The organism is Roseovarius gaetbuli (genome assembly GCF_900172365.1).
Lineage (GTDB): Bacteria > Pseudomonadota > Alphaproteobacteria > Rhodobacterales > Rhodobacteraceae > Roseovarius > Roseovarius gaetbuli.
This window is the reverse complement of record NZ_FWFJ01000094.1, coordinates 1-3,434: the sequence shown is the minus strand read 5'-3', so window position 1 is coordinate 3,434 and position 3,434 is coordinate 1. Positions and strand designations below refer to the sequence as shown.

Genomic DNA, 3,434 nt, shown 5'->3' with positions numbered 1-3,434 from the left:
TCCGCCTGCTTCAGGATCGTCATGATCTGAGCGTCGCTAAATCGTCCGTTCTTCATCGTAAATCTCCTCAGATATCTTGCCGAGAAAATTCTACTTTTGAACACCACTAATTTTGGGGGGGATTACCCCATCTTCTCAACTCTTGGGCAGGTGGGACAGAGTTTAACGCCCGAGTGGGTGGAAACCCAAAAGAAAAGCCTCATTAGGGAGTTGACGGAGGTTGATCAGAAAATAGTGCATGCCGAAGAGGAACAGTTGGCCTCTAGCGAGGACCAGTTCACGCTCAAACTACAAAAGCAAGCATACGAAGGGTTCGAGAAATCGCAAGAGAACCTTACAATACAGCGACTACAGCGGGATAGCTTAGCATTCAACATTGCTGACTTGCGCAATTACTTCCGTAGCATTCAGGCCAAACTAGCGGATTTGAAAAATTCGCAAACGGTTCAAGAAACACTCGGCTCAGTAGTGTTTGAAACCTGCCCTGCATGCTTAGAGCCTATTTTGGATGTGCCGGAACACGTTTGCCATCTGTGCAAAACCCCTATCCAGCCTGAAAAACAACGCGATCAAATGGTTTCTATGATCAATGAGCTTGCCTTGCAAATTCGCGACACAGAAACAATCATTGCTCGGAAAACTGAAGAACTTGATACCGTAAACGAAAGGTTCGGTGCGGCGACATTCAAATGGGAACGTGCCTCAAGAAACCTTGCTGAAGTCCGCTCGCGTCCGACCTCCGAGTCACAGGCCAAGATTCGAGAACTACAGTCACGGCGTGGGTATCTAGAGCGACAGATTGAAGAGCAAGATCGCAACGCGGCCATTGCAAACAAGGTCGGTGAGATTTCCCAGAAAAAGGGCCAGATTTCAACACTGATCCAAAAGCTCAAAGATGAAAATACCGCCTTTGAAACTGCGGTTGAGAAGCGAATAGCAAGTGCCTACACGGCGATTTCTGATGAGGTTAAATCATTTTTGAAACGCGACTTCCCTCGGGAGAAAGAATTCCAACAGCCTGATTCCGTACAATTCGATTTTGGTGCGAACAAGATCAGCGTGAATGGGAGTAGCTATTTCTCTGCGAGTTCACGGGCGTTTTTGAAAACCAGCTTTATTGTTGGTTTTTTGATGGCGGCAACCAAGCACGGTTTCTTCCGCCACTTCCGCATTGCATTAGTCGATACCATTGAAGATAAGGGCATGGAGGATTTGCGAAGCCACAACCTGCAAAATTTGGTTGTTGAGCGCTCTAATGAAGCTGGCGTGGAACATCAGGTAATATTTGCGACTTCTAAGATTTCACCCGATCTAGACACCGACGAATTTGTGGTCGGGCGATACTACACCGAGGCTGAACCTACTCTCAATTTTTCAACCGGATCTGGCCGCGCAGTCTAGCGTTGGTTGCGTTGTCCTGCGCTTAGTATTTTGCAAACGCGTGGCTACATGTGATTGTTACTCCACAACTTTTAGCTTTTTGTTTCCACCGACTTTGAAAAGAGCGTTTCCACGCCAATGCGGACCTTCGTCAATTGCGCAGCGAACGACTGTTCCCGCCCAAACTCTTGCTTACGCTCTTGCCAAAGACAGAACAAATACCAAGAGAAATGCGCATCGAAGATTACGACAGCACACGGTACACGGATGTTCTCGCGATACCCATCTCCCGCGCAATCTCTGTAGCGCCCATGCCTTCCTCGACACGCATCCGTTTCACCTCGTCCACGTCGATGGATGGCTTGCGCCCCTTGTAGACCCCCTCAGCTTTCGCTTTAGCGATCCCCTCCATTTGCCGCTCACGACGCAGGTTCGTCTCAAACTCAGCAAACACCCCAAGCATCTGGAAGAAGGCCTTGCCAGCTGCACTGCTTGTATCCACGGGCTGCTCTGTAGCTTTAAGTGCAACGCCCTTCTCTTGCAGCTCTCTGGCGATACTGGAGAGATCGTCCATCGACCGGGCAAGGCGATCAAGGCGCGTCACGACCAGCGTGTCTCCCTCCCTCAGGAACTCAAGCAAGGTCTTCAGCTCTGCCCGTCCCTGCCTGCTTGTGCCGCTGATCTTCTCTTCCCTGATAATTTCGCACCCCGCCGCCTTCAACGCCTCGCGCTGAATGGTCAGGTCTTGGTCTGCAGTTGAGACCCGTGCATATCCGTAAGTTGACATGGTGAAGTGTTCCTTTTGGCTCTATGACCCTTATCAGCTAATGTACCAAAAATTAAAATACAACCCTAAAAGAACACTCAATGTGTCCCGCGCGAATGTTTCCTTTGGGTATACCCCTAAAAGACAGTGCTAAAAACCATCGCCCGAAAAGTGTCATAGCTATTTGGTCATTCGACCACCAGGTGATAACCATGAAGCCAAGTAAAATTTATGTCCTGGTATTAATGAACTTTTTTTGTGTATGGTCTAAGAAAAGGAATTTTAATGCATCGTATGTTTTTGAGGGCCAAAGTCTTTGCGGCCTCTTTGATTGTAATGACGGTCGCAGGATGTAGTGTAGCCACGATAACGCCCGAACAAACCCAGACGTTAGTTCTCGACAGATATCTAGGTAATTATTGCGCGTCCAAAGGATGGATCGAAAACATGTCAGTAGCTGCGACTTATATGGTGGCTATTGACGAAAAACTGGCTTTGGCATCCCCTGAAGATATGGCTAAGGGCGAGGCTTTCGTTAAAGATCTTGTGGAACCAGGAGGCCCACCCAGGGCTGCTTGTAGGAGTTTCGAGCTATACGCTAACAAAGTCGCCCAATGGAGACAGGAACCAAAAGGGCAGGCCTACCAGGGCAATTATTCGCAGCCTGCGCCAACTGCTAGCGCTGGGATAACACAGTGCGTTGATCTCGGGGTGATAACGCAGTGTTCACAATACTAAAGTCACGCATCTGTCTGGCGCCTGCGAAATCTTTGACTCGAGTTCGTTACTTCAAAACCAGTGTTTGAGGCTGATAAGGGGATACCGAAGAGACTACCTGTGTCATTGGAGGGCCCCTGACCTAGATGTAAAAGATAAGCAGGCGGCGCCGCGAGAGTTAACGCCCCCTCACGGGGGTGCAAAGCCGCTCTTAGGTATATGGTAGACCGTTCAGAAATTTGTGGAGAAAAACATCGCGGGACCCATCATGTTGGCGCTGGGTATTCACCAAGGCGCGGGCTAAGGATCAGAACGGCGGGTCTTCTTCATCCCCATCATCGCGCAAGTAATCTGCAAGATAGCTTCGTTTGTCGTGTTCAAGGCGACGATCAAGGACACGGCCCAGCGCTTCACACTGGATGTTACCGATGCGCCCTATCTCTTGGGAGTATCCGAAACTCTGTGTATGAGGCTTAGCCCATGCGTTTGAAACGGATCATTTGTTGAACCGTTCTGGGTATAGGATAGCGAACTGGTTGCGGGCGGCAACCCATTCCCTGACGCAGTGGCC

2 protein-coding genes are annotated in these 3,434 nt (G+C 49.5%); one reads left to right on the top strand and one right to left on the bottom strand.

The annotated features are described in order from the left end of the window. The first annotated feature begins 210 nt into the window (after nt 1–210). Nucleotides 211–1,401 carry a hypothetical protein gene (locus tag ROG8370_RS19555; RefSeq protein WP_139838241.1) on the top strand — a complete coding sequence of 397 codons (1,191 nt, stop codon included), beginning with the start codon at nt 211–213 and terminating at the stop codon, nt 1,399–1,401. 223 nt (nt 1,402–1,624) lie between these two features. On the opposite strand, the gene ROG8370_RS19550 is transcribed toward ROG8370_RS19555, so the two are convergent. Then, nucleotides 1,625–2,167 (bottom strand): recombinase family protein, encoded by a 543-nt coding sequence (locus ROG8370_RS19550; RefSeq protein WP_085828798.1) that lies wholly within the window; start codon nt 2,165–2,167, stop codon nt 1,625–1,627. Between the last annotated feature and the right edge of the window lie 1,267 nt (nt 2,168–3,434).